This window comes from Geobacillus sp. Sah69 (assembly GCF_001414205.1).
In the GTDB taxonomy this organism is placed as follows: domain Bacteria; phylum Bacillota; class Bacilli; order Bacillales; family Anoxybacillaceae; genus Geobacillus; species Geobacillus stearothermophilus.
In genome coordinates, this window is sequence record NZ_LLKS01000051.1 from 1 (window position 1) to 25,173 (window position 25,173).

The window sequence follows — 25,173 nt, forward strand, 5'->3', positions numbered from 1 at the left end:
CCATGGCCWMGATGACRCGGTGGTGCTGCTGGCTTGGAAGGCGGATCAGCCGATGGCGCCGGAACATCTTCATTGCATCTTGAGCACCGACCGGGAACTCGGGGACGAAGACATCTTGCGTTACTAYGCYCAGCGYTGGACGATCGAGTGCTTTTTCCGGCAGGCGAAAGATCAACTGAAGCTGGATGGATACCGCGTTCGCCACATTCGGGCGGTGAAACGGTATTGGGCGGTGGTGCTGCTCTCCTGCGTGTACAGCATCGCCGAATCCCGCCAAAACCTCTCCACCGGGCTGGAGCTTCTTCGGTCGCGGAAAGACCACAGCGTCGTCGAGTTCATTTATGACGCTGCAAAGCAAGATATTCCCATTGATGTGATCAAAAAACAGCTCCGTATCGCGTAAGGGGTACCCTGTTTGTCTCTCTAACCATGGAAATTATTGTAATGAAAAATGCTCATCTACAGTTTCATTTTTATACAGATGAACAATTTTTTCATTTAAGTGCCAATCGTATTGAAAAGGAGTGGTATTATGAATTCCGTTAGTATACGAGAAAACATAAAAAACGCTTTTGAGGTTGTGCGAAAAACGTACGAGAGTGTCGATAAACTGTTGGCGGAATTGGACCGTCAATCGGTTGAATGTGGATTTGTTCCGGTGATCCCGCAATTTTTACGTCAGAAATCGGACCGCGAGTATCAAGGCTGGTTCATTCAATCTTTTATCAAGCTATATCAGAGAGATTCTGCGCCTCCTTGCCAATCGGGAAATGGGTTGAAAAACGACCCAATCTATGCGGTTGAAATCTCATTCAAAGAAGAACCACGAATGACGTTGTGTAAATACGTGTATTCAACACTTGAACATTGGGATAAACCGCCGAGCGTTTCTGAGCATTGGTTTTTCTACTGGCCTTTATATGATGGCAATAACTTTACTAATCATGAATCTGAAAATGGAGTGTTTAAACGCGTTCCAAATGACGAAAAAAATTCAGAAAAATATGGTAAAATTCAAGAAGTTATTTCAAAGAAAATTGATTTATTATCCATTACATCAACGAACATTAAGGATAGGGTGTTTGATGAGTTGCATCGTTTGTGACAGATAAACTGGAATTAGGGAAATTAAAACAGTTGACAGACTGAGGAGGGGCGGTGCGTGGGGATCAAAATAGAAATGCCTATTCGGATGGCAATATTCCGTCTAGCGGAGTTGGACAAATGGAGAAACGGGGGAAAGAAAAAACGGTAAAGATTTTTTATTGAAGAAAACCGTCTAGAAGGCTGGTGAAAAACGACTGATTTCGCCGAACCCATTGTTTTCGGTCGAAAGAGAAGCGTTGATTTTGCAAGACTTCTCTATTTGAGAAAAAAAGTCCGTTTTTCCGCGATTTTTCACTAAATCACCGGCCTTCCAGAACAAAAGGATTTGGAGGAACCTGGATGTCAAAATGGTGGATGATCCGCGCGGGCGATCGCAATGAACTGATTCCGCTTTGGCTGGAAAAGGGCATCGCATCGATCGGTTGGGCGAGATTGGGCGATCCGAAGCGCTTTCGGTCGAAAGAACAGCTGCAGCGAAAGGCGGATGAAGTGTTTGCCGAGTCAAAACCAAAATCGAGAACGAGTTGGGTGAATCAAGTATGGCGGTTTGCCCATGAAATCAAAAAGGGCGATCGAGTGATCACATATTCAAAAGAGAAAAGGGAGTACATTGTTGGAACCGTGACAGAAGAGCATCGTTACGATCCCTCCATCGGGCATCCCTATTATCCGAACCTCATCCGGGTAAAATGGGAAAATGCGACAGTTCCAAGGGATTCGCTGTCAGACGGAGCGAAGAACAGTTTAGGTTCGACGCTGACGGTGTTTCGAGTGGACGAATGGGGCGATGAAATCGAGCAGCGTTTACACAGTGAACCATTTCCCAAACCTCAACCTGAAGAGGGGGAAACGGAAGAAATCGTCGAAGACCTTGTTGGAAAAGCGTTGATGATGATCCAAGACAAAGTGGACAAGCTTGATCCGTGGCAAATGCAAGATTTAGTGGCAGGCTTGCTTCAAGCGATGGGGTACAACGTGCAAGTAAGCCCGAAAGGCCCTGACGGCGGTGTGGATGTGCTCGCCTATAAGGACGCGTTTGGCTTTGAAAAACCTGTAATCAAGGTGCAAGTGAAGCATCGCAAAAGCGCCGCCTCGGCTCCGGAAATCCAGCAACTTCTCGGGGCCAACCCGATTGATGCCAATTGCCTGTTCGTCTCAACAGGCGGTTTTACGTCCCACGCAGAGGCAGTCGCCAAACATAATTCCGTGAAACTGATTGATTTGGAAGAGCTGGTCAACTTGATTGTCCATTGGTATGAGAACATGCCTAGCGATGCGAGAGCGCTGCTTCCGCTACAGAAAATGTATGTGCCTGAATAAAAGCCGTTTGGGGCCGATTTCCTAGTTGCTCGAGGTTTTCCCGATTAAGCGAGTTGATGTTTGTTGAGCCTTTATGCCAAGGCAGGGATTTCGTCGTATTGACTTGGATGGAACACACAAGCGAAAAACGGAGAGCTTTCCCCAGCTCTCCATTTTTTCGTACATGCAGGATTTCGGCCTTATGTTCACGAATGATATCCCTTATTGTTGGTTTCCTCCGTGAGGAACCGTTCTTTCCACGTGGGGGACGATTCGGCCAAGGATGTTGATGATGATAAACGGCCAACCGTTCGTCGTGCGGATGGCGCTCGTCGAGGACGCTGATCCAGTTGCGTGTGTTTGCAAGGGCGGTGGACGGAGAAGGTCGTCTTGCCTGCGATCAGGGAAGCAGCGGTTCAAGGCTGCGGCGAATCCCATCGCTTCGCGTTGCCGTGCAGACGGGGCGTCTAAATGCAAGGGCAATGGCGGTGTGTGGCTGTAAAGATGGTGTTTTTGAGAGGGGATGAATGTTGCAAATCGTCACCTATACGTTCTATTCCATTGTGTCGGAACGAAGCGGGATTCGGCTGATCGATGCGGATTGGAGCGATCGGTGGGGATGGATCGTCGTGCAAAGAAGCCGTCGGCGGTTGAATTGCTGGGAACGAAGAGCGAACTTTGGAGAGATCGGGGGTGGAGTTCTCTATTTTGTTTGTCTATCAGCTATTGAATTTTTAGGCGCAGATGGATAGAATGAAAAAGGAGAGCCATATGGCCCCGTAGCTCAGTGGATAGAGCGTCGGTTTCCTAAACCGTGCGTCGGAGGTTCGAATCCTCTCGGGGCCGTTCCAATGATCCGACTAGTTCGGATGAACATTCGTAAACCCCTTGATACGACTGCGTTTGCAGTCGTTTTTCATTTTTTGGGAATCCGATGGGGTGAATATCATTCTTATTGAGGCAAGGAATGTAGAGTGGCGCTCACGTTGAGTTCAATGCATGTGGAAAAGACATAAAAAACCCGTGGTGCTAGTTGAGCTTTAGCGCTCAACTAGCCCAAGTGTAACCAGGGAATAAGCTAACAATATACCGTCTAGTGCCACTTCAAATCCGATAATCGAATTGGCTCGGATCCCCGTGATGCGATAGTGGTCAACCAGAACCGAGAACACCGTCTCGATCACTTTGCGTTTTTGTTGGATCCACTGCTCCCATGTCTCAGACGCACGATGTTTCTGGTTTTTTCGAGACGGAGTCCAAAGCGCCATTTGGTATTCTTCGTACAGCCTTTTTTGCAAGTCACGGCTAATGAATCCTTTGTCCCCAAAGTTATACGGGTGGGGAATTTGGGTCATCACGCTTTCGGCTGCGATTCGATCGTGGCAAGATGCTTCCGTCACCACATACCCCATTGGCAGCCCTTGATCGGTCACTTGAAGGTGCAGCTTCAACCCGTAGTACCATTGCTTTTTGGAAGCGCAATACCCGATGTCGGCGATCTCTTGAAACCGTTTRACGCGATGCATTCTTGCCGTATGGCACAACGGGAGCGGCAAGCTGTCMACGACGGCATAGGCATGATGTTGACCGCGTTTTGCCAGCTCATGACGGATCCATTTGATGGCGAAACCAAGCGCCCGGCAACGGCGGTTGTATCGGGAGCGTTCAAGAAACGAGCCGTTTGTGAACAAATTTCCCGTGACAAAACGATGCCACGCCCGTTCAGAAGTAAAACCGAGCAACTTTCCTAAAAGATGAATCGCGATGACCACGGCGTCTTCCTGTTTGACCAAATGGCGGTTGCGACGCTGTAGGTACATCTGAATCGATGACAGTTGGGCAGAGACAAAAAAGAAAATGGCGGCATATTGCTTTTGAATCTTTGCTTGATCTGTAGTAAAATGAAAGTGCTCTTGCATAGGGATTCTCCTTTCAATGTTTGGTTGCACTTTCATTTTAAGGAGATCCTCATGCAAGGGCTATTTTTATGCTTGTTTGAGTTTATCTAGCACCACGGGTAAAATACAGTACACGATACTTCATGAAAAGGACGGTTTATTCGTGCCAAAATGCAATCTGTTGACCTTAATCGAACAAAAGCGGATGGAACTTGTCGACACCGTAGCCAAAAAGGGTTTAAACTCTGAAGCCGCAATGAAAGTAAGCAAAGAACTCGACACGCTGCTCAACGCCTATCAGCGCGAACAAGTACAACAACAAAAACAAAGCGCCTCCCGCTAAACGGGAAACGGCGCTTTTTCTTTCCGGCACGCCCCCGCCGCCTGCGCAAGCGGTCATCTCATCTCATGGCGGGCGAACAGTCCGTTCTTTGGATGTTGCGCTTGGACATCGACGAGGCCGTTTTGCAGCAAGTACATTTGGTAGTAAAGCCCTTTTTGCGCCAGCAGTTGCTGATGCGTACCGCGCTCGATGATTTCGCCGCAGTGGAGGACGAAAATTTGATCAGCGTCTTGAATCGTTGATAGACGGTGGGCGATGGCGATCGTCGTCCGCCCTTTCCGCATGCGCATGAGCGCATCTTGAATCGCTTCCTCTGTTTCGGTGTCAATATGGGCGGTCGCCTCATCGAGCACCAAAATTTTCGGATCAGCAGCGATCGTGCGAGCAAAGGAAAGAAGCTGGCGCTGACCGCTTGATAACGTCGCCCCGCGCTCGGCGAGCACATGGTCGTAACGATCGGGCAATTGCTCAATAAACGCATCGGCCTGCACGAGCCGAGCGGCCTCCTGAATGGCTTCGTCGTCCAGTTCCTGATTATACATGCGAATGTTCTCTTTGACCGTCCCGTAAAACAAAAACGGATCTTGCAAGACAAGGCCGAGGCGGCGGCGCAGCTCGGCGCGCGAGTAATCGCGGATCGACCGGCCGTCAAGCAAAATATCGCCGCGGTCAAACTCATAAAAGCGCATGAGCAAGTTGATGATCGAACTTTTGCCGCTGCCGGTATGGCCGACAAACGCGACCGTCTGACCTGGACGGATGACAAACGACAGCCGTTTCAGCACATCTCGTTTGCCGTCGTAGGAAAAGCTGACATCCCGAAATTCGATTTCCCCGCGCTCGATCACATGCGGCGACCGATTTGGATTGGCCGGCGCCTCTTCTTGATGATCAAGAAGGGCAAACACGCGAGAGGCGGAAACGATCGCCTGCTGGTAAAGAGACAGGCGCGCCATCATTTGCGTCACCGGTTCGAAAAAGCGCTCCAAATAGTTGACAAACGCATACAGCACGCCGATCTCAACTGGGCCATCAAGCGCCGTGATGCCAAAAAAGCTGAGCACGACCATGATCGACAACATATACACCACATCGATCGCCGGTCGAAGCAGCAGTCCATCAAGGTGGATGTTTTTCATCCCCGTCTTATAATGCGCTTCATTGACGGCGGCAAATTCTTGATATAAACGGCGCTGCTGGCGGAACGCTTGAATGACGGCCATTCCTTGCAGCGATTCGTTCAATTTGGCGTTCAGTTCGCTCAGCCGTTCGCGCATCTCTTGATAAAACACTGAGCTGTAGCGGCGGTATGTGTGCATGATGAACGCGATCGCCGGGAGGATGAACAGGCAAAACAACGCAAGCTTAGCATCAAGCGAAAACATAGCGACAAACACGCCGATGACAAACAAGCCGTTTTGCACAAAGGCCGCTAGGACGCTGATGAACATGTCCTTGATCGCTTCTGTATCGTTCGTCACCCGCGAAACGATGCTTCCGCCCGGCGTCCGGTCAAAATAGCTCATCCCGAGCCGGTGCACTTTCGCAAACACATCCATCCGCAGCGCTTGAATGACATACAAAGCGAGCCGCTGAAACTCGACAAGCTGGAAGTAGGAAATGATCGTTTTCAAGACGAGCACGCCGAGATAGGCGGCGGCCAGCGCCGCCACCGGTCCAAAAGCGAGGCGGCCCGGCACCAAATAGTCATCAATGAACACTTTCACCAAATACGGGCCGGAAAGCTCCCCGGCCGTTGCCAACAGAAGAAGCGCAAACGCAAGCGCCGTTTCTTTTTTGTATCTTCCCATATAAGCGAGCAGCCGCCATAAGACGCGCCGCTGCTCTTTTGTTGTCAACCATCGGTCGTTCATCCACTTCCCCCTATCTTACAAACAACTTGTATTTTCAGGCTTTTCGCTCCGCTCGTTTTTGGCGAGAGCTCGAACGTTCAGACCTGTTGTTACTCCGCAAGCGCCTCAAGCTGCTGGCGTCGATGCATGTCACGATACCAGCCGTCTTCTGCCATCAGCTGCTCGTGCGTTCCGGCCTGCACAATTCGCCCCCCGTCAAAGACGAGAATCCAATCGGCATGCTCAACCGCGCTTAAACGATGAGCGGCGATGATCGTCGTTTTTCCGCGCCGCTCCTGTTTGAGCGCCGCTAAAATCCGCGCCTCGGTCTTCGCATCCACGGCCGACAACGCGTCATCAAAAATGAGCACTTCCGGGTCAATGAGAAGCGCCCGGGCGATGGACAGCCGCTGTTTTTGCCCACCGGATAGGGAAATGCCGCGCTCTCCGATGACCGTCTCATACCCGTCGGGAAACTGCAAAATGTCATCATGAATGTCGGCCAGCCGCGCCGCCCGTACGACCTCGTCCTCTCCGGCTTCCGGCTTGGCAAAGGCGATGTTGTCGCGGATGGAGGCAGAAAACAAGAAATGGTCTTGCGGCACGTAGCCGATCGCCGAACGGAGCGCGAAAAGCGTATAATCGCGGATGTCGCGGCCGCCGAAGCGAATCTCGCCGTCATAGCCGTCAAACTCGCGCAGCAGCAGGCGAAGCAACGTCGTTTTTCCCGCCCCCGTTTTGCCGACGACGCCAAGCGTCGCCCCACGCTTGAGCTGAAAACGAATGCCCCGAAGCGCCGGCTTCGCCTCCCCCGGATAGGCAAATTGACGAACATCATACTCAATGTCGCCTTGCGGAGAGATGTGAAGGGCATCCGGACGTTCGTTGATTTCATCTTGTTCAGCCAACAGCGCCCGCACCCGGTCGTACGAAGCACGCCCTCGCTCAACAATGTTAAACATCCAGCCGAACGCCAACATCGGCCAAATAAGCAGGCCAAGGTAGGTCGTAAACGACACAAGCTCGCCGATCGTCAATTCGCCCGCCAAAACCATTTGGCTGCCAAACACCACAGCGAGAAAAAATGACAGCCCAACAAGCAGCCCGATCGTCGGATCAAACAAGGCGTCAATTTTGGCGACGGCAACGTTTTTCGCCACGACGTCTTCCGATTGACGGCGAAACGCCTCGACATCGTGTTCCTCATAGCCGAACGCCTTGATGACGCGGATGCCGTTGACGCTTTCCTGCACCTTGTCGTTCAGCGACGAAAACGCCGCTTGCGCCGTTAAAAAACGACGATGGAGCATCGTCCCATAGCGGCTCGTCGCCGCCGCCATCACGGGCATCGGCAATAGGCTGATGAGCGTCAGCTTCCAGCTGATCGAAAACGCCATCGTTGCCAACACAACCCCGCCAAGCGTCACCGAGTCAACAAGCGTCAAAATGCCGCTTCCGGCCGTCTGCTGAATCGCTTGCAAATCGTTGGTTGCATGAGCCATTAAATCGCCGATCCGCTTCCGCTGGTAAAACGACGGCGACATGTTCGTAAAATGCTGATACAGCTCGTTGCGCAGCTGGCGGGCAAGCTTGACCGCCGAACCGAAAATGAAAATGCGCCAAGCGTAGCGGAGCCCGTAAAGCGCCGCCGCAACGGCGGCGAGGACGGCGATCCAGCGGATGAGCACTTCTTTTGTCATCGTGCCGTTTTTCATATGATCGACCAACAAGCCGATCACTTTCGGCGGGACTGTCTCCAAAAACGCCACGATGACAAGCACGAAAATACCGGTGATATACGCCTTCTTTTCTTGGCGGAAAAACCAAAACAAATCGCGAAACACGCGCATAAGGCCCGCCCTCCTTTCATTTGGCTGACGAACAATCGCCATATTATTGTAACAAAACTAGAAAAATTTTGAAAGAACATTTTGGCAAAATAAAAAGACACTCTCGATCGAGTGTCCGTTTCGCTTATTTCAGTTGATTGTTCATCATTTTCATCATCTGGTTGATTTTCTTCTGCGACGGAGTCATGCCCATTTGCATCATCATCATGCGAATCATTTGTTCATTGATCGGCGGGTTTTTCTTCAAATAATTGATCATCGTTTTGCGGGCGACGAAAAATCCGATCGCCACCCCGGCGATGAGCGCCAGCACGCCAACGAGAATCGTACCCCACATAACAGCGATTTTCCTCCTTCTTGTTGTCTCCCTAACAGTGTACTAAACGATGCGTCATTAGACAATATTTCGCGACAAAAATCTTTTCATTACGCAAATTTTCTTCCTTGCCGAGGCGCAGACAGCCAGTAGTAATCGACAAAATCGGCGTCGACCGCCAAAAACGTCGGCGAAAGCCGAGCGAGCGCCCGCCCGATGTCCGCGGCAAGCGGCGCGCTGTCAGCGACAAGAAGCAAGCGGCGCTTTTGCACGACAAGCAACGCTTCCTTGCCGGCGTCGTTTTGCAAAACAAACATATTACGTTCCAAATTTTTGTCGACGCGGCCGGCAAAATATTGCTTTAAGCCAAGTTCCAGGCGCGAAAATGACAGCCGTTCGGTGATAAATTCGACTTGCTTGCGGCAAATCGCCTTCAGCGGCGCTTTCGCGTATTGATGCTCACGAAGCAGTTCGACAATTTTTTCTGCCCGATGGCGGTAATGCGACGCCACATCGTCATTCAACAAATAAATCCAATAGCGGACCATGCCCCATCCCCCATTTCTGTTCATCTATTTTCTATTATAGAAAATGAGAGAGGAAAAATATGTCTATTAACGGCGAGTTTTTTCACTAACATTGTCGATTTTTGTTTGCGATGGCCATGCGGCCGCAAACACGCCAACAAACAAGCCTTTGTCCTCGATTCAACCCCGAAAATACTTGACCAAAGCGCAGCCATCTTTCACAAAAATAAGCTGCCCCTGCAACAACGCAAGGGCAGCTTTTCCGGTTACTTGCCGAGCAGCGCTTTTGTGCGGCGGACGACGTTGTCAACCGTAAAGCCATACTCGGCCATGATTTTCTCTCCTGGAGCGGAAGCACCGAATCGGTCGATGGCCAAAATGTCGCCCTCGGCGCCGACGTAGCGCTCCCAACCGAGCGACGCGCCCATTTCAATGGCGAGCCGCTTCGTCACGGCCGGCGGAAGCACTTCATCGCGGTACGATTTTGGCTGAGCTTCGAAGCGGTCCCACGATGGCATGCTGATGACGGAGACATGGATGCCCTCAGCGGCAAGCGCTTCTTGCGCTTTGACGGCCAGACCGACTTCCGAGCCAGTCGCCAACAACAGCGCCTCCGGAGCGCCGTTTTTCGCCGGTGAAACGACGTACGCACCTTTTTTCACGCCTTCATACGCCAACTCAGCTGTTGCCGCCAACGTCGGCACATCTTGACGCGTCAAGACGAGTGCAGTCGGCTTGTCCGTCGATTCGAGCGCCAGCCGCCATGCTGCCGCCGTTTCGTTTGCGTCAGCCGGACGGATGACCGACAAGTTCGGCATCGCCCGAAGCGAAGCGAGATGTTCGATCGGCTCGTGCGTCGGGCCGTCTTCGCCGACGGCGATGCTGTCGTGCGTCAAGACGTAGATGACCGGCAAGCCCATCAGCGCCGCCAAGCGGATCGCCGGGCGCAAATAGTCAGAGAACACGAAGAACGTGCCGCCGAACACTTTCAACCCGCCGTGAAGCGCCATGCCGTTCAGCGCCGCCCCCATGGCAAACTCGCGCACGCCAAACCAAATGTTGCGCCCTTCGTAGCTGTCCGGCAAGAAGTTGCCGCCGCCTTTGATGAGCGTTTTATTCGAGCTTGCCAAGTCCGCCGAACCGCCAAACAATTGCGGCACCGCTTTGGCGATGGCGTTGATCACTTCCCCGGACGATGAGCGGGTCGCCAGGCTTTTGCCCGCTTCATACACCGGCAGCGCCGCCTCCCAGCCATCCGGAAGCTTCCCTTCAATCGCCCGCTTCAGCTCGGCGGCCAGCTCCGGATGCGCCCGTTCGTACGCGGCGAACTGTTCGTTCCATTCCGCTTCTTTTTTCGCACCGGCCTCTTGCACCGTTTCTCGGAAATGGGCATATACTTCTTCCGGTACATAAAAATCTTCAGCAAACGTCCAGCGGTACGCTTCCTTCGTCAGCTTCGCCTCTTGGGCGCCGAGCGGAGCGCCGTGGACGCCGGACGTGCCCGCTTTATTTGGCGAGCCGTAGCCAATCGTCGTTTTTACTTCAATGAGCGTCGGCCGGTCAAGGTCCGCCCGCGCCTCCTCGAGCGCTTTGGAGATTTCTTCAATATTGTTGCCGTCCTCAACGCGCAAATATTGCCAGCCGTACGCTTGGAAACGTTGGGCGACGTTTTCCGAGAACGACAGGTTGAGCTCCCCGTCCAGCGAAATGTCGTTCGAGTCATACAGGACGATCAGACGGCCGAGCTTCAAGTGGCCGGCGAGTGACGCCGCTTCGCTCGCCACTCCTTCCATCAAATCGCCGTCGCCGCAAATGGCGTACGTATAATGATTGATAATCTCAAACCCGTCGCGGTTGTATGTAGCAGCCAAATGCCGTTCCGCCATGGCCATGCCGACCGCCATCGCAATCCCTTGGCCGAGTGGGCCGGTCGTCGCTTCCACGCCCGGCGTATGGCCGTATTCCGGATGGCCCGGCGTTTTGCTTCCCCATTGGCGGAACTGCTTCAAGTCATCCATCGTGACATCGTAGCCGCTTAAATGCAATAAGCTGTAAAGCAGCATCGACCCGTGCCCGGCTGACAAGACAAACCGGTCGCGGTTGAACCAGTTTGGATTCGCCGGGTTATGATTCATAAATTTTGTCCAAAGCGTGTACGCCATCGGCGCCGCGCCCATCGGCATGCCCGGGTGCCCGGATTTCGCTTTTTCGATCGCGTCAATCGACAGCGTTCGAATCGTCGTAATCGCCAACTCCTCGATTGAATGCGCCATCGTCTTCCTCCCTTTCATTAACATGGTGTCATTTACTATCATATAGAAAATCGATCGGCTTGTACAACGTTATTTTCCGGTCCACCCCTCTTTCGACCGTTTAATGGAAGCGCCGCCGCTGGCTTTCCTTTAATTTTTTCGGCGTCACGTCGTTGCCGTTCGGGTCAATGACGGTCACTGTATGGAGCATATCGGTCATCGCCTTGCGGAACGCTTGAATGTACTCACGGCGCAGCTTCGCTTGCTCGAGGGCCTCTTCGGCCGACAAGCAGGCCGTTTTCGCTTTTTTCGCCAGTTCATTGATGCGGGCTAATTTATGTTTGGCAAGCATTGATCATCTTCTCCTATCTGCCATATTCTCACTCTGTTTTATCTTATCTGATCAACCGGGAAGATGGCAAGGATGGCATCTTGGCTTCCTTTGCCCGCTCGCCGCTTTAGGGTCAGGCGCAGTACACGATCAACGCCGCCTTTGTTGCTCGTCCATATATTCCTGGTAACGCCGATGGACGGTCGCCTTGGACGCCTCGTAGCCGAAGCTTCGCATCGTCGCGGCGATATCGGCAAACGTCAGTCCACGCTCGCGCAAGCGGACGATCTCCTCAACCGGCAGATCGATTCGATCGCGCCCGGCGTTTTCGCCCCGGCGCCTTAGGTTCCGCTCCGGTCGGTATCCGCTGGCGATGGCTCGCTGCATGCCACGCTTAATTTTGGCGTTATGTATTTTTCTTTGGTACTCCTCGACAATCGCGATGATGGATAACACCATCTCATCGGCCTCCGACAGCGGCATCTCCCCGCGGTGGCTGGCGCTGTATATTTTCACCCCTTGCTTTTTCAAGCAATGCAGCACCGCCATGCGCGCATGGCCGCGCCCAAGCCGCGTTTCATCTTGAATGAGCAGCACATCGACCTCGCCTTCCTCGCAAAGCGAAAGCAGCTCCAACACGCCGTCGCGGTCGGCTTCATAACCGCTCGCCTGCTCGGCGATCACTTTCACGACTTCAAATCCACACTCGGCCGCCAGCTGCTCGAGCTCATCTCGTTGCCTCGCGAGTGACGTTTCCTGTTCCGCTTTGTCCGTGCTGACTCGGCAGTAAATGACCGCCCTCATGGCCACTCCCTTCTTTCCATCACTGATTGACGGCCACCGAGCCGCCCTGCTTTGATTTTAACACAGGAATGACAATTTGTTCACCGGTGGCAAGACGCGGGCTCGGCAAATGGTTGACATCGACGACCCAGCGGATGAACTCATCAGGCGGCATATGGTGTTCCTGTTCGTACTGTTTTGCCAGCCCCCAAAGCGTATCGCCGGGAGCGACCGTGATCGTCACGTATTCTTTTTTATCGACCGGGCTGCTGGCGTAAACGAACCCTGCCAACACGAGCGAAAACAAAAATGAAAACAAAACATAGTGCAGCAACGTTTTCTCCATTCTCCCCACCCTTTCTAGAATGTTTGTTCGCTTTCCTTCATTATAGTCAAGAACATTTGTTTGTGTCAATAAAAAACTCGAACCTATGTTTGTTTTTTCGTCTTCCGCATGGTATAATGAAGGCAAATGATGTGGCGAAAGGTGTGAAACAATGACGAAACTGTCAAAACGACAACAGCAAATTTTAGAGTTTATTAAACAGGAAGTAAAAACAAAAGGCTATCCTCCGTCGGTGCGGGAAATTGGGGAAGCGGTTGGACTGGCGTCAAGTTCGACGGTCCACGGGCATCTCGCGCGCCTAGAAAGCAAAGGGTACATCCGCCGCGACCCGACAAAGCCGCGCGCCATTGAAATTTTGGACAACGATATGGCCAAGGAGAGAGAAAAAGAGGAGATCATCTCGGTGCCGATCATCGGCAAGGTGACGGCCGGTCAACCGATTACAGCGGTGGAAAACATCGAAGGCTACTTTCCGCTGCCGAAGCGGCTCGCCGCTGGCGAGGAGCAGTTGTTTATGCTTGAAGTGATGGGCGACAGCATGATCGAAGCCGGCATTCTCGACGGCGACTACGTCATCGTCCGCCAGCAGTCATCGGCCAACAACGGCGACATCGTCGTCGCCATGACGGAAGACAACGAGGCGACGGTGAAGCGGTTTTTCAAGGAAAAAGACCACATCCGCCTGCAGCCGGAAAACGCCCATCTTGAGCCGATCATCGTCCGCGACTGCACGATTCTCGGCAAAGTGATCGGCGTCTATCGCCTGTTCGACTGACTCGTGCCGGCCTGCGCCCATAAAAAAGCTGCCCTGAAAAAAACGGGGCAGCTTTTTTATGAATCAGTAGAGTTCCATATATTGGTCCAATTCCCATTGATGAACCGTTGTCCGATACATATCCCACTCAATTTCTTTCGCTTCGACGAAATGCTCGAATAAATGTTTGCCGAGCGCGTGAATCATCACTTCATCGGACTTCAAGTTTTCCAACGCTTCATGCAGCGTGGCCGGCAAATCGACAATGCCTTCTTCAAGCCGCTCTTCTTTCGTCATGACGTAAATGTTTCGGTCAACCGGCGCCGGAGGAGTGAGCTTGTTGCGAATGCCGTCAAGCCCGGCCGCCAACAGCACGGCCATCGCCAAGTACGGGTTCGCCGCCGGATCGACGCTGCGCACTTCAATGCGCGTGCTCATGCCGCGCGAAGCCGGAATGCGGATGAGCGGGCTGCGGTTGCGCGCCGACCAGGCGACATAACATGGCGCCTCGTACCCCGGAACAAGCCGCTTGTACGAGTTGACCGTCGGGTTGGTGACAGCTGTAAAGTTCGGCGCATGCTTCAACACGCCGGCAATAAACTGCCGGGCCGTATCGCTCAACTGCAAATCGCCGTTCGGATCAAAAAAGGCGTTTTCGTTGTTGCGAAACAGCGACAAGTTGCAGTGCATTCCCGAACCGTTAATCCCAAAAATCGGCTTCGGCATAAACGTCGCATGCAGCCCATGTTTGCGGGCGATCGTTTTGACAACGAGTTTAAACGTTTGAATGTCGTCGCACGCTTTTACGGCATCAGCGTATTTGAAATCGATCTCATGCTGGCCCGGGGCAACTTCATGGTGCGACGCTTCAATTTCAAAGCCCATCTCCTCAAGCTCAAGCACGATATCGCGCCGGCAGTTTTCCCCAAGATCGGTCGGCGCCAAGTCGAAGTAGCCACCGCGGTCGTTCAGTTCCATCGTCGGACGGCCATTTTCATCGAGCTTAAAGAGGAAAAACTCCGGTTCCGCTCCCAAGTTGAACGCCGTAAAGCCGAGCGCTTCCATCTCTTTCAACACGCGCTTTAAATTGTAGCGCGGGCAGCCTTCAAACGGCGTGCCGTCCGCATTGTAAATGTCGCAAATAAAGCGGGCGACTTTTCCTTTTTCCGATGTCCACGGGAAGATGACAAACGTGTCCAAATCCGGATACAAATACATGTCCGATTCTTCGATGCGGACAAACCCCTCGATCGAAGACCCGTCAAACATCATTTTATTATTGAGCGCTTTCTCAAGTTGGCTGATCGGGATTTCGACGTTTTTGATCGTCCCCAAAATATCGGTGAATTGCAGGCGGATGTACTTGACATTTTCCTCTTTGACGATGTGTAAAATGTCGTCACGCGTATATTTTGCCATGTCCAAACTCCTCCCCGGCTCGGAAATCATGTTCCGTCATTAATGAAAGAAGCGAGCGAGATCTCCTTGGCGAAGCGACGCGCGCTGGAACCGCCCGGCCTGCAGCAATTCATTCCGCAAAATTTCGCGCAGTTCTTCGTCCGACAGCTTCGGTTTTCCTACTTTTTCGACTTTCTCCGCCTGCTGGTGGCGTCCTTCCTCCCGCGCGGCAAAAATTTGTTTAATGCCCGCCAAGTTGACGCCTTGGTCGATCAAATCTTTAATTTCCAGCAAGCGGTCAATGTCATTGAGCGAAAACAGCCTCCGGTTGCCTTCAGTGCGCGCTGGCGAAACGAGACCGTGCTCTTCATAATAGCGGATTTGCCGAGCCGACAAGTCGGTCAGCTGCATCACAATCCCAATCGGAAACAATGGCATGGAACGACGAATATGACTGCTCATGCCAATTCCTCCTCGCTTTTGATACCTTCATTTTACCATAATGTCAAGAAAACAGTCAATGATGCGTCATATTTTCTCACAAACAAATGAGCTGTTGCTCAAGCAGACGGTGGACGGCTGAACAAATGGCGATTTTGACGTGTGAATACGTCAGCCCGCCTTGCACGTAGGCGACATATGGGGGCCGCAGCGGCCCGTCTGCCGTCAGCTCGATGCTCGCGCCCTGCACGAACGTGCCGGCGGCCATGATCACTTTGTCTTCATAGCCGGGCATGTCGCTCGGATACGGAGTGAAATGAGCGTTGACCGGGGAGGAAGCCTGAATCGCTTGGCAAAACGCCACCATTTGTTCCGGATCGTCAAAACGGACGGACTGAACCAAATCCGTGCGCTTCGCCTTCCACGATGGCGAGGTTTTTAGTCCGATCCGCTCGAGCATCGCCGCCGTAAAAACCGCCCCCTTGAGCGCCTGACCCACGGTGTGCGGCGCAAGGAAAAAGCCTTGATACATATCCGGCAAGCTGTAAAGCGACGGACCGACTTCCGCTCCAATGCCCGGCGAGGTCATCCGATAGGCGCACGCCTCCACATATTCCCGCTTGCCGACAATGTAGCCGCCCGTTTTCGCCAAGCCCCCTCCCGGGTTTTTAATGAGCGAGCCGGCCATCAAATCGGCGCCGACATGGCATGGCTCTTTCTCCTCGACGAATTCTCCGTAGCAATTGTCGACAAACACGACGACATCCGGTTTGATCGACTTGACGAATGCAATCATGTCGCCGATCTCTTCGACAGTAAACGACGGCCGGTCCGCATAGCCGCGCGAACGTTGAATGCCGATCATTTTCGTCCGCTCATGGATCGCTTCGCGAACGGCCGGAAAATCGACCATCCCTTCCGCTGTGAGCGGCACACTGCGATAACGAATGCCAAACTCTTTCAGCGAGCCGACGCCGCGGCCGCGGACGCCGACGATTTCCTCAAGCGTATCGTACGGAGCGCCCGTGATGTAAAGCAATTCATCGCCCGGGCGCAACACGCCAAACAGCGCGATCGCAATCGCGTGCGTGCCGGAAATGATTTGCGGGCGCACAAGCCCCTCTTCCGCTCCAAACACATCAGCGAAAATGCGATCGAGCGTATCGCGGCCCGCATCGTCATATCCATAACCGGTTGACGGAATGAAGTGGGCGTCGCTCACTTGATGGCGACGGAAGCTCTCAAGCACGCGGTATTGGTTGACGTCGACCAGTTCATCGATGCGGCGGTGAATCGGCGCGATTTGTGCTTCGATTTCCTCGATGAGAAGAGCGATGGTTTCTCCGTGTCTCCATTGTGTCCAAAACATAGATGAACCCTTTCTACCGTTGGAATGATTGCAGCTCCCCATACAAGGGGTGCGTCGGCAGCACGTACCCTTGGCAGTCGTACGTGCCTCCCTGTTCATTATAATGCCATTCGTGCAAAATGGTGTCCGATTTTAACCGAGCGAGCAATTTTCCTTCACCGCTTGGGATCGACACGTCGTAACGGGCCATTTGCTGTTTCACCGCCTCTTCAAGAAAATAGTGGAGCCGGTCAATGTCGGCGGCGGAAAGCGCGCTGATCATGATGGAAGCAGTCGTTGTCGGAATGAATTCCGACGCTTTTTGATCGCTTTTATTGTACACCGTGACCATCGGAATGGAAGAAGCCCCTAATTCAGCGAGCAGCCGCGACACCGTTCGCTCGTGCGCAACGTAATCCGGATGAGACGAATCGACGACGTGAAGCAATAGATCGGCTTCCGTCACTTCCTCGAGCGTCGAGCGGAACGCGGCGACAAGTGTCGTCGGCAAGTCTTGAATGAACCCGACCGTATCGGTGACAAGCACCGTGTAGCCGCATGGCAAGACACATTTGCGCGTCAACGGATCGAGCGTGGCAAACAACAAGTTTTCTTCCAACGAATCGGCGGCGGTCAGCCGATTGAAAATCGTTGATTTGCCGGCGTTTGTATAGCCGACGAGCGCCACTTGAAACGCTTGGTTTTTTTGCCGGCGCTCGCGGTAGCGCCCACGGTGCTTGGCGACGCGCCGCAGTTCCGCCTTAATGTCATCAATGCGGCGGCGAATATGGCGGCGGTCGGTCTCGAGCTTCGTCTCCCCCGGGCCGCGCGTGCCAATGCCGCCGCCCAAGCGAGACAGCATCTCCCCTTGGCCGCTAAGGCGCGGCAGCATATATTCGAGCTGGGCGAGCTCGACTTGCAGCTTTCCTTCTTTTGAGCGGGCGCGCTGGGCAAAAATGTCTAAAATCAGCTGCGTCCGGTCAATCACTTTCACCTCGCCAAGCAGGTTTGTCAAATTGCGCGCCTGGCTTGGGGAAAGCTCGCTGTTGAAAACGACAAGATCCGGTTCGAGCTCCTTGACAAGGGCGGCGAGCTCTTCCGTTTTCCCTTTGCCGATATACGTCGCCGGGTGCGGCGCTTCACGTTTTTGCGTCACCTCTGCCACAACCTCGCCGTTCGCCGTCGCAACGAGCGAAGCGAGCTCCTCCATCGAATAGCGAAACCGTTCATCATCGACACCAGCGAGCTGGCAGCCGACAAGGATCGCTTGTTCACGGCTCATGGCATCCCCCTTCCTTTCCCTCGCGGCGAACATGTTCTCTACGTTCATGATACCAAATCCCACCGTCGGTCTGCTAGTTCGTTCCAAAAAAATGATTGATTTTCCGCCGCTTTTGCCCCTACAATGATACAAGAACACCGCACGGAAAGGAACAGCACGAATGACGTGGGAAGTATTGAGCATCATCGGCACGATCGCCTTTGCCATTAGCGGGGCGATCGTCGCGATGGAAGAGGAGTACGATTTGCTTGGGGTGTACATTTTAGGGATTGTCACCGCTTTTGGCGGCGGGGCGGTGCGCAATTTGCTGATCGGGGTTCCCGTGTCGGCGTTATGGGAACAAGAGCCGCTCTTTCTTGTCGCTTTGGCGGCCATGACAGTTGTGTATTTGTTCCCAAAGCAAATGCTGCCGCCGTGGAAGCGGTGGGGCAACTTTTTTGACGCCCTTGGGCTGTCCGCGTTCGCCATTCAAGGAGCGCTGTATGCCGTCAACATGGGTCATCCGTTAAGCGCGGTCATCGTCGCCGCGGTGTTGACCGGAAGCGGCGGCGGCATCATCCGCGATGTGCTCGCCGGACGGAAGCCGCTCGTGCTGCATGCGGAGATTTACGCCGCCTGGGCGATTTTGGCCGGCCTTGCCGTCGGGTTGAAATGGACGGATTCGCCCGTAGAGCTGTATATGCTGTTTATCGCCGTCGCCGCTTTGCGCATTTTGTCCTACACATACGGTTGGAAGCTGCCGCGCCGGGCGGTTGGGGAAACAGCGGGCGAGCCATGATAAAACGGCAAAATTGATTCGTACGAAAAGAGAGACGGCTCCTCGCTTTGATAATAGATGCAATTTAAAGCTTTAACATTTTTCGTCTTTGCCGGTCATTGCATCCGACTGTCGAGTGACCGAACAACGCCGCTTAAAGACCCATGAATGGGTCTGTGAAGCAAGTCGTTGTTCGGTCTTCCGTCACGCTAAGGCGTGACGGAGGCAAGCGTGTGGCTTGCCTCCGTCAGTCGAAAATGGGCAAACCACTTTTCTGTCAAGGATATGTTAAACTTCTTTGTTGCATCTATCCTGAAAATACCCGAACTCCAAAATGTGTAAAGTTGTAAAATTCAACATAGAGGTCTTTTCATCCTTCCGATGGTGACGAAATTTTTTTGTCATGGGAGTCTATATATAGTTTGCTGACGCTTTCCTTTACGCGCTTTGCTCGCTTCGCACCGCCACGGCCACGCCGGCAGCAATGAGCGCCCCGCCGAGCCAAAACGAGACATCGAGTTGCTCTTGTAAAAACAGCCGGCCAAAGAGCGAGCCGACGAGCGGCTGGAAAAAGAAAAAGAGCGAGCCGACGCCGGCGTCAATCATTTCCATCCCTTTGTTCCAAAGAAAAAATGCCCCTGCTGTCGATATAACGCCAAGATACAACACCCCAAGGGCGACGGGAACACTCCAATGGCTCGCAGCAAGCCCCGGCCCTTCGGCGAGCATCATCGGCGTCATGCCAATGAGTGCCACAAAAATGGCATACGTGGTGATCGAAAACACGGACAAGCGGGCCGAAGCGATTTTCACGAGCACCGACAACAGCGCCCAAGTGACCGCCGCGCCGACTAAGCAAATGTTGCCAAGAAACGTTGATTCTTCTCCGCCTCCTAAGCCGACGATGACGATGACACCCGCTGTCGCCAGTAGCAGCGCAGCCATTTTCCGCCATGTGAGCGTCTCGCCAAGCAGCCAGCGGGCAAACAAAACGACAAACGCCGGGGTCGAGGCGGTGATGAGGGAAGCGGTATGGGCGTTCGACCATTTTGTGCCGACAAACTGCAACGAAATGGAAACGACATAGCCGATGATTCCGATTGCGATGACCATCCCCCAGTCGCGCCCGCTCTTTGGCGGGCGCTCCCGTTTCGCCGTGGCGATGGCACCAAGCACAATCAAGGCGACGGCGTAGCGCAGCCAGACAAGCGTAAACGGCGGAATGTAGTCCAACACGTATTTGCTCACGACGTACATCCCGCCCCAAATGCTGGCAGCAAGCGATAAATACAAGGAAGCAAGAGCAGGTTGTTTCATGGCATCGATCCCCTTTGCGTTCTTCTTTCTGCTGCTGACTCCAAAAGCAAAGCCGTTATTTTCAGAACTAACAGCCAAACAAGACGGTGCTCGATCAGCTAGACGTCGCTTTCTTCCGGAGGAAACACAGGGGCGAGCGGAACCGTCAAATCCGGTTGCCAAAACGAAACCAGCTCATCGCGCGGATTTCCTGGGCGGCGAAATGAATCGCCTGCTGCCCCGAGCCGCACATCCGGTTGATTTGCACGGCCGGCACTTCGACCGGAAAGCCAGCTTCGAGCGCCGCGAGCCGGCCGATGTTGTATCCTCTTTTTTGCGGCACAAAAAAGAAAGGAAGACCTCTTTCTTTCGACAAGAAAAAGAAAGAGGAGCCTCCTTGGCTTTTTTATCATCTCGCGCCGAGAAGACCCCCACTTCCACGCGTGAGCGTAGGTGGGAGAGCGTTCAAGCATGAATCACTAAATCGCGGTCACGGATCGTCATCAGCTCTTTTTTGTCATAGCGCCCTTCGTGCAGAAGACGGACCGCCTGCTTGCGGATCGCTTTTTCGATTAAGTTGCGCACATAGCGGCCGTTGCTGAACTTGAGGCGGCCGGTCGCTTCCAGCGTCCCTTCGAGATGAATGTACAGTTTCCGCTCCGCTTCCGGCGTCATGTCGTATTCGCGCTCACGCAGCATTTGTTTGGCGATTTGCACGAGCTCTTCGACGGTATAGTCCGGAAACTCGATCGTCAGCGGAAAGCGCGACGGCAACCCTGGGTTCAACGATAAAAAATAGTCCATTTCTTTCGGATAACCGGCTAAAATGACAACCAAATCGTCGCAATAGTCTTCCATTCCTTTCACAAGCGTATCGATCGCTTCCTTGCCAAAGTCTTTTTCCCCGCCGCGGGCGAGCGAATACGCCTCATCGATAAACAAAATGCCGCCGCGCGCTTTTTTGATCAAATCGCGCGTTTTGCTCGCCGTATGCCCGATGTACTCTCCGACCAAATCGGCCCGCTCCGCCTCGATGAAATGCCCTTTGGACAGCACGTTCATCTCAAAAAACAGCTTGCCGAGCAAGCGAGCCACCGTCGTTTTGCCGGTGCCGGGATTGCCTTTGAAAATCATATGGAGCGCCTGGCGGTTGGCCTTTAAGCCGTTCTCCTTGCGCAGCCGGTTGATGTACAGCCAGGCGTAAATTTCCTTGATGATTTTTTTGACATGATCAAGGCCGATCAGCTGATCAAGCTCCTTTTGAATATTGCGGAGCGCCTGATGCTCTTCGCCATCGAGCCAGTCGTTTCTCTCTTCTTTCACTAAATGGTTTACCGTTTTGGAGTTCAACACGATGTTGATTTGCCCTTTCGCCTTGTTCATCGTCAATTCTGACAAGGGGCGTCACCTCGCTTACCATTTTCTTCCATACGCACCCGTTCCGACTTGGCTTTTGACGCCTTGCCTTTTCGTTACTAGTATACGTACGCCGCCGCCGATCCGTGACAATCGCCCAAACGAACAGCGGGTCGGCTATAGCGGAAAAAGTTTGTATATGTTTATTCACAAAAGCGGCGGTTTACGCATCTGAATTCACCTCGTCCCTCACTTCCCTTCGGGTGACGCAGGAGCTTGTCGATCAAATAGCGGGCGCGGAAGGAAAACGGGAAATGGCAAAAGGCGCCCTCCGCGAAGGAAGGCGCCTTTTTTCGGCGGCGCATGTACCGTCGGTCTTACTGTTCGGTTTCAAAATGGATGTTCCGCTCCGGCGCAAACGTCGAAATGGCGTGCTTGTAAATGAGCTGTTGTTTTCCTTGCACTTCCAAAAGTACGGTGAAGTTGTCAAACCCTTTAATGTATCCGCGCAGTTGGAAGCCGTTCAATAAGAAGACGGTCACTTGAATGCCCTCTTTGCGCAGCTGGTTTAAAAACTGGTCTTGAATATTGATCGTATTTTTCATCAAACGTCCTCCTCTTTTCTCTCTAAGGATATAATTATATATTCGCTTCAAGTTGAAGCTTTCCTGCTACATAGCGAGAAATTTCCTCCACCTTGGCGGCGAACTGCCCAGCGTCGGTCATGTCAAACCATTTCACCGGCATTTGGTTGCGAAACCAAGTGAGCTGCCGTTTCGCATAGCGGCGCGAATTTTGTTTCAGCAGCTCAATCGCTTCATCAAGGGAAACGCGGCCGTCAAAATAGTCGTACAGCTCCTTGTAGCCGATGGCTTGCACCGCCTGGCAGTCGCGCAGGCCGCGGTCATAAAGCGCCCTCGCCTCTTCGATCAACCCTGCGGCGATCATCTCATCGACCCGCTCGTTGATGCGGCGGTAAAGCGCCTCCCGCTCCGCCGTCAAGCCAACGATGGCCGCCTCATACAAAAGCCGCTTTGACTGCCCTTGCTGCCACTCGCTGAACGGCTTTCCGGTCGAGTGATACACTTCTAAGGCGCGGATGACGCGGCGGATGTTGTGCGGATGAATGCGGGCCGCACTTATTGGATCAACCGCCTCAAGCCGCCGGTGAAGCGCTTCGGCTCCTTGCTCGGCCGCCAGCTGTTTGAGCGCCCGGCGGTACGCTTCGTCGGAAGGGGCGGCGGAAAATTGGTAATCGTAAAGGGCTGCCTGAATGTACAGCCCGGTGCCGCCGACGATGATCGGCAGCCGGCCGCGCGCCGAAATCTCGGTGATGAGCGCACGGCAAAGCCGCTGAAATTCGACGACGGAAAACGGTTCGCACGGCTCTTTGATGTCCAGCAAATGATGCGGGATTCCTTCCATCTCATCGGGCTTCACTTTCGCCGTGCCAATGTCCATCCCTTTATAAATTTGCATCGAATCGCCGCTGATGACCTCTCCGCCCAGCTTTTTCGCCAACGCGATGCCGAGCTTCGTTTTGCCGACCGCCGTCGGCCCGACGATGACGGCGACTTTCTCAGCCATAGCGCGTCACTGCTTTCTGTTGTGGGACTTGTGTCAACCATCATTATACATAAAAACAGCTGTGCATGGAACCATTTCTTTCATACGTTTTCTCCATCCACAAATCGTTTTATACATGACAGCGCGAAAAATCGCCTTTCTTCCCTTTCGCCATAACCATATGGAAAAAAATGAACGCCATAAAAGGCGCTCATCATAATGAAAACTTGTTGACAATCGCCTGCAAATCGTCCGCCATTTTCGAGAGCGACGCGGCCGAAGCTGAAATTTCCTCCATCGAGGCCAGCTGTTCCTCGGTCGCCGCCGACACCTCCTGCGCACCGGCCGATGTCGACTCGGCCACGTCGGCGACAAGCCGGACGGAGCGCACCATTTGCTCCGAAGAAGAGACCATGTCGCTGACCGCGGTGGATACGTCGCGGATTTGCGCCGCAACTTCGTCCACGGCGGCGCGAATGCGGGCGAACATTTCTCCCGAGGCGCGAATGACGTTCGTTCCGGCCGTCACTTCGTTGACGACCGACTCCATCGATTGGACGGCATGGACCGTTTCTTCTTGAATGGCATCGATCAATTCCGCGATTTGCTGGGCCGATTGGGCCGATTGCTCGGCGAGCTTCCGCACTTCGTCAGCAACGACGGCAAAGCCGCGCCCGTGCTCGCCGGCGCGCGCCGCCTCAATCGCGGCATTTAACGCAAGCAAATTCGTCTGCGCCGCAATATTGCGGATTGCTTCGATGATGGAGCCGATTTGCTCGGAACGGTGGCCAAGCCCTTTAATGAGGTCAGCCAGCCGCTCGACCGTATCGTTCACTTTGTTCATTTACGCGACGCCCGCCTCGATCGTTTGCCCGCCCTCAGCCGCTTGTCTCGACGCCTCACTAGCGATGGCGGACACGCTTTGCGCCCGTCCGGAAATTTGCTCGATTCTCTCAGACATCGAATCGACCGCGGCGGACGTTTCTTCCACGCTTCGCATTTGCTTGTCCATGCCGGAAGCAACGCCCTGAATCGTCATGGCGATTTGCTCGGTCGCCTTGCTCGTCTGTTCGGCGCTCGCTGCCAGCTCCTCCGACGAAGCGGCGACTTGCTCGGCGTTTTGCGCCACTTCCTTTAGCACTTCGCGCAAATTTTGGGCCATTTGTTCAAACGAAGCGGCCAGCTCGCCGATTTCGTCCCGGTTGCGGACGCCGGTTTTCGTCTTGGTCAAATCGCCGGCAGCGATCCGACCAGCCGCATCCGACAGCACCAATAGCGGGCGGGAAAGCGAGCGGCTGATGTAATAGCTGACGGTCGCTCCAGCCGCCACCGTCAACAAGCCGACGATGATGATCAGCCGCTTGACCGCAGCCGCCGATGCGCTCGCATTATCATTAGCTTCCTTCATTTCCTGCTCCTGGAGAGCGACCAATTGATTCTCCTTTTCATCAAATTGGGTTGTTAAGTCGCGCCCTGTTGTGGTCACAAGGGCGATGTACTGCTCCGGTTTGTTTTGCGCTTTTAAGTCGAACGTTTTTTGCCCAAGTTCGTAAAACTGCTGTTCAAGCAAATCGAGCTCGGCAAGCTGCTGTTTCGTTTCTTCCCGCGTCAGCTTCGCCGCAAGCTTTTCGCTTATTTTCTTGTACTCCTCATGCGCTTTTTCAAAGTTTTTCCTTAACGTCTCATCGCCAGTCAACAAATAGCCGCGCATGCTGCCGACTTGGCGGTGGATGAGCACCTCCAGCTCCTTGACGTTGACGAGATTCGGCACCCGTTTGTCAATGACAGTATATGTACCGTTCAGTTTGGAAATTTCGTAATAAGAAAAGCCGACTAGCCATACAATCAATACGCAGACAAGGCCAAACCCAGCCAGCAGTTTTCTGCGCACGGTCATTTTCATGTTCATTGGCAAATCCTCCTTCTGTGAATCAGTATGTTGTTCTATCTACATTATCGGATGATCACAGACAATGTTTAGGGTTTTTTTGGCTCTTTTGCCATCTTTGATGAAAAGGCCTGCTTCATTGAGAAAATCAACTGGATTTTCTCAATGAGCCTCCTCTTTCA

At 53.3% G+C, this 25,173-nt stretch carries 23 protein-coding genes, 1 tRNA gene and 2 pseudogenes; 7 read left to right on the top strand and 19 right to left on the bottom strand.

Features of this window, described 5'->3' with window-relative positions:
- The 4 genes from AP057_RS12175 to AP057_RS12190 form a co-directional block, all read left to right on the top strand.
- Positions 1–403: transposase (locus AP057_RS12175; protein WP_152968888.1), on the top strand; the 403-nt coding region annotated here is incomplete at its 5' end.
- 129 nt (positions 404–532) lie between these two features.
- Positions 533–1,105, top strand: coding sequence for a hypothetical protein (locus AP057_RS17575; protein ID WP_055358867.1), 573 nt, complete (start codon positions 533–535; stop codon positions 1,103–1,105).
- A 341-nt stretch (positions 1,106–1,446) separates the two neighbouring features.
- Entirely contained in the window at positions 1,447–2,427 is a 981-nt protein-coding gene (locus AP057_RS12185) for a restriction endonuclease (RefSeq protein WP_055358868.1), read from the top strand.
- Between the two features lie 752 nt (positions 2,428–3,179).
- A tRNA-Arg gene (locus tag AP057_RS12190) sits at positions 3,180–3,252 on the top strand.
- A gap of 194 nt (positions 3,253–3,446) precedes the next feature.
- On the opposite strand, the gene AP057_RS12195 is transcribed toward AP057_RS12190, so the two are convergent.
- Positions 3,447–4,325: an IS982 family transposase gene (locus AP057_RS12195; protein ID WP_055357903.1), complete on the bottom strand. Its 879-nt coding sequence runs from the start codon at positions 4,323–4,325 to the stop codon at positions 3,447–3,449.
- A 142-nt stretch (positions 4,326–4,467) separates the two neighbouring features.
- Here AP057_RS12195 and AP057_RS12200 point away from each other — a divergent pair, with 142 nt between their 5' ends.
- Complete coding sequence (locus AP057_RS12200) at positions 4,468–4,647, top strand: aspartyl-phosphate phosphatase Spo0E family protein (RefSeq protein ID WP_055358869.1); 180 nt, start codon at positions 4,468–4,470, stop codon at positions 4,645–4,647.
- Positions 4,648–4,700: 53 nt separating this feature from the next.
- On the opposite strand, the gene AP057_RS12205 is transcribed toward AP057_RS12200, so the two are convergent.
- The 8 genes from AP057_RS12205 to yneA form a co-directional block, all read right to left on the bottom strand.
- Positions 4,701–6,521 carry an ABC transporter ATP-binding protein gene (locus tag AP057_RS12205; protein WP_050488676.1) on the bottom strand — a complete coding sequence of 607 codons (1,821 nt, stop codon included), beginning with the start codon at positions 6,519–6,521 and terminating at the stop codon, positions 4,701–4,703.
- 89 nt (positions 6,522–6,610) lie between these two features.
- Positions 6,611–8,350 carry an ABC transporter transmembrane domain-containing protein gene (locus tag AP057_RS12210; protein WP_033017303.1) on the bottom strand — a complete coding sequence of 580 codons (1,740 nt, stop codon included), beginning with the start codon at positions 8,348–8,350 and terminating at the stop codon, positions 6,611–6,613.
- Between the two features lie 124 nt (positions 8,351–8,474).
- Positions 8,475–8,687: a YneF family protein gene (locus AP057_RS12215; protein ID WP_011230833.1), complete on the bottom strand. Its 213-nt coding sequence runs from the start codon at positions 8,685–8,687 to the stop codon at positions 8,475–8,477.
- Positions 8,688–8,776: 89 nt separating this feature from the next.
- Positions 8,777–9,214: a sporulation inhibitor of replication protein SirA gene (sirA, locus tag AP057_RS12220; protein WP_033017302.1), complete on the bottom strand. Its 438-nt coding sequence runs from the start codon at positions 9,212–9,214 to the stop codon at positions 8,777–8,779.
- A 245-nt stretch (positions 9,215–9,459) separates the two neighbouring features.
- Positions 9,460–11,466: a transketolase gene (gene tkt / locus AP057_RS12225; protein ID WP_033017301.1), complete on the bottom strand. Its 2,007-nt coding sequence runs from the start codon at positions 11,464–11,466 to the stop codon at positions 9,460–9,462.
- 100 nt (positions 11,467–11,566) lie between these two features.
- Positions 11,567–11,797, bottom strand: a complete 231-nt coding sequence (locus AP057_RS12230; RefSeq protein WP_033017300.1) for a DUF896 domain-containing protein — start codon at positions 11,795–11,797, stop codon at positions 11,567–11,569.
- A gap of 129 nt (positions 11,798–11,926) precedes the next feature.
- A complete protein-coding gene (locus AP057_RS12235; RefSeq protein WP_013145683.1) occupies positions 11,927–12,580 on the bottom strand; it encodes a recombinase family protein in 654 nt (217 codons plus the stop codon).
- Between the two features lie 19 nt (positions 12,581–12,599).
- Positions 12,600–12,905 carry a cell division suppressor protein YneA gene (gene yneA / locus AP057_RS12240; protein WP_033017298.1) on the bottom strand — a complete coding sequence of 102 codons (306 nt, stop codon included), beginning with the start codon at positions 12,903–12,905 and terminating at the stop codon, positions 12,600–12,602.
- A 151-nt stretch (positions 12,906–13,056) separates the two neighbouring features.
- Here yneA and lexA point away from each other — a divergent pair, with 151 nt between their 5' ends.
- Positions 13,057–13,680: a transcriptional repressor LexA gene (gene lexA, locus AP057_RS12245; protein ID WP_011230827.1), complete on the top strand. Its 624-nt coding sequence runs from the start codon at positions 13,057–13,059 to the stop codon at positions 13,678–13,680.
- A gap of 63 nt (positions 13,681–13,743) precedes the next feature.
- Here lexA and glnA read toward each other — a convergent pair whose 3' ends face one another.
- The 4 genes from glnA to hflX form a co-directional block, all read right to left on the bottom strand.
- Complete coding sequence (gene glnA / locus AP057_RS12250) at positions 13,744–15,078, bottom strand: type I glutamate--ammonia ligase (protein ID WP_033017297.1); 1,335 nt, start codon at positions 15,076–15,078, stop codon at positions 13,744–13,746.
- A 39-nt stretch (positions 15,079–15,117) separates the two neighbouring features.
- Positions 15,118–15,519 (bottom strand): MerR family transcriptional regulator, encoded by a 402-nt coding sequence (locus AP057_RS12255; RefSeq protein ID WP_033017296.1) that lies wholly within the window; start codon positions 15,517–15,519, stop codon positions 15,118–15,120.
- 76 nt (positions 15,520–15,595) lie between these two features.
- On the bottom strand, positions 15,596–16,867 hold the full coding sequence (locus tag AP057_RS12260) for a methionine gamma-lyase family protein (protein ID WP_033017295.1): 1,272 nt from the start codon (positions 16,865–16,867) through the stop codon (positions 15,596–15,598).
- A 13-nt stretch (positions 16,868–16,880) separates the two neighbouring features.
- Positions 16,881–18,128 (bottom strand): GTPase HflX, encoded by a 1,248-nt coding sequence (hflX, locus tag AP057_RS12265; RefSeq protein WP_033017294.1) that lies wholly within the window; start codon positions 18,126–18,128, stop codon positions 16,881–16,883.
- Positions 18,129–18,288: 160 nt separating this feature from the next.
- On the opposite strand from hflX, the gene AP057_RS12270 reads away from it, so the two are divergent.
- Positions 18,289–18,906 (top strand): trimeric intracellular cation channel family protein, encoded by a 618-nt coding sequence (locus AP057_RS12270; protein ID WP_033017292.1) that lies wholly within the window; start codon positions 18,289–18,291, stop codon positions 18,904–18,906.
- A 417-nt stretch (positions 18,907–19,323) separates the two neighbouring features.
- Here the strand turns inward: AP057_RS12270 and AP057_RS12275 are convergent, their stop codons facing one another.
- From AP057_RS12275 to AP057_RS12300, 6 genes and pseudogenes are all read right to left on the bottom strand, one after another.
- Positions 19,324–20,202 carry a DMT family transporter gene (locus AP057_RS12275; protein WP_055358870.1) on the bottom strand — a complete coding sequence of 293 codons (879 nt, stop codon included), beginning with the start codon at positions 20,200–20,202 and terminating at the stop codon, positions 19,324–19,326.
- Positions 20,203–20,380: 178 nt separating this feature from the next.
- A pseudogene (locus AP057_RS17095) lies at positions 20,381–20,557 on the bottom strand (hypothetical protein); the annotation flags it as partial.
- Positions 20,558–20,646: 89 nt separating this feature from the next.
- Positions 20,647–21,579: a stage V sporulation protein K gene (gene spoVK, locus AP057_RS12285; RefSeq protein WP_049624714.1), complete on the bottom strand. Its 933-nt coding sequence runs from the start codon at positions 21,577–21,579 to the stop codon at positions 20,647–20,649.
- A 335-nt stretch (positions 21,580–21,914) separates the two neighbouring features.
- Positions 21,915–22,142 carry an RNA chaperone Hfq gene (gene hfq, locus AP057_RS12290; RefSeq protein WP_011230812.1) on the bottom strand — a complete coding sequence of 76 codons (228 nt, stop codon included), beginning with the start codon at positions 22,140–22,142 and terminating at the stop codon, positions 21,915–21,917.
- 34 nt (positions 22,143–22,176) lie between these two features.
- On the bottom strand, positions 22,177–23,124 hold the full coding sequence (miaA, locus tag AP057_RS12295) for a tRNA (adenosine(37)-N6)-dimethylallyltransferase MiaA (RefSeq protein ID WP_033017285.1): 948 nt from the start codon (positions 23,122–23,124) through the stop codon (positions 22,177–22,179).
- Between the two features lie 193 nt (positions 23,125–23,317).
- Positions 23,318–25,012: pseudogene (locus AP057_RS12300) on the bottom strand (methyl-accepting chemotaxis protein).
- Positions 25,013–25,173: the final 161 nt, after the last annotated feature.